Here is a 1,263-nt window from a genome sequence, read left to right as displayed (position 1 = left end):
TATCAACCTTTAAGGTTGAGTTTCGGTGTTGGAGGCCCTTCATGTCAATGAGGTGATGCTCAACCATGTAGGTTGAGAGCTGGGAGGTAATGTGATAGAAACTGATCAGAAGTTTTTGGCGGGTGTGGTAGGCCGTGCGATTGCTAAGCAGCGCATTCGCAGTGGCTTGACGCAGGAAGAGGTGGCCGAACGCTTGGGCATTGGCAATGAAGCCGTTTCCCGTATCGAGCGAGGTATCGTCGTGCCCAACATTGAACGGCTGGTGGAGTTCGCCAACATCTTTGATTGCGAAGTGGCGGATTTATTGACCGAGGCCAGTTCACGTCCTGACGACCAAGCCACTCGGATCAGCCGGTTATTGATGACGCTTGATCATGAAGACCGACAGCTTATTGTGGACATGGTGGAGCGTTTGGCTGAGCGTCTTAGAAAGGCTTGAGCTCACAATCATTTTCAAAGATCGTGAGGGTTGTCGACGGAGTCCTTGTCGAACAGGGCGCCGCACCGTAGGCAGATCCAGTCATGGTGGCTGAACTGATACGTTCGCACGTCGTTGGCAAAGGCCTGCGTGGCGATGTGGCCAGAGGTGGCACGAGAAACGCCCTTGCTTATCCTCGTGAGCATTTGAGCTAAAGAGCTGTGCTGCTCGTTTTGCGGTAACGGGACTTGCACCTGCGTGGCACCGAGCAGGAAGCTCTCCAGTGTTCCGATGAGCATCACCACGCTTGTGGCGACGTCTTTGGACATTACAGCTGTTGAGTCGCAAATCAGGCAGCGCTGGTTCATGGTGCCTCCTATGAAGTGGGGTTAGTGAGTACGGTCTGCCGGTAAGGCACCTGTCGCCAATGACTCCAACTTTTTGGCCAGTGATGGTCGAGCAGAAGGCGATCCATCGCGCCCCGTTTTCTGCGGTTCAGGCGCAGGGAAAAACTCATCAATGATTGCGTCGTGATCTTCCGCACCGTCTTCGAAGGCGCCATTACCCAGGCCTAGGCGAGCCGCGTTGTCCAGAGCCACTTGGTCATAGCCGGTTGCTTGGCGGATGGATTCCAGCTCTCTCGCCGCATACAGGGTGGTGTCCATGTCCAGGCCATTACGCAGGGTAATATCGACGTAGAAAATCGGTGTGCCATGACTCTGTCGTGTGGATTTCCCCCGTAGCCGCAGTTCCAGGGGCAGGTAGGCCAGACGGTTGCCTGAGACGGCTTGGAAGTAATGGAGTCGTGCAGCCAGGGTACGAATGCTGTTGAAGCCCGTGGTGCG

2 protein-coding genes and 1 pseudogene are annotated in these 1,263 nt (G+C 55.3%); 1 reads left to right on the top strand and 2 read right to left on the bottom strand.

The features are described from left to right. Positions 1-91 precede the first annotated feature (91 nt). Positions 92-439 carry a helix-turn-helix domain-containing protein gene (locus tag ACI77I_RS32000; RefSeq protein ID WP_407000202.1) on the top strand — a complete coding sequence of 116 codons (348 nt, stop codon included), beginning with the start codon at positions 92-94 and terminating at the stop codon, positions 437-439. A 14-nt stretch (positions 440-453) separates the two neighbouring features. Here the strand turns inward: ACI77I_RS32000 and ACI77I_RS31995 are convergent, their stop codons facing one another. Together ACI77I_RS31995 and ACI77I_RS31990 are read right to left on the bottom strand one after the other, a co-directional pair. Continuing rightward, positions 454-786, bottom strand: coding sequence for a hypothetical protein (locus ACI77I_RS31995; RefSeq protein ID WP_407000200.1), 333 nt, complete (start codon positions 784-786; stop codon positions 454-456). 21 nt (positions 787-807) lie between these two features. Further along, positions 808-1,263, bottom strand: a pseudogene (locus ACI77I_RS31990) (hydrolase or metal-binding protein); the annotation flags it as partial.

The organism is Pseudomonas sp. D47, from assembly GCF_045447305.1.
In the GTDB taxonomy this organism is placed as follows: Bacteria; Pseudomonadota; Gammaproteobacteria; order Pseudomonadales; family Pseudomonadaceae; genus Aquipseudomonas.
Note: the sequence above shows the minus strand (reverse complement) of the source record. Positions and strands in the feature narration are given on the sequence as shown.

Bases quoted from the DNA above. Each gene is read 5' to 3' on its own strand.
- ACI77I_RS31995 (WP_407000200.1), bottom strand. From the start codon at position 786: ATGAACCAGCGCTGCCTGATTTGCGACTCAACAGCTGTAATGTCCAAA.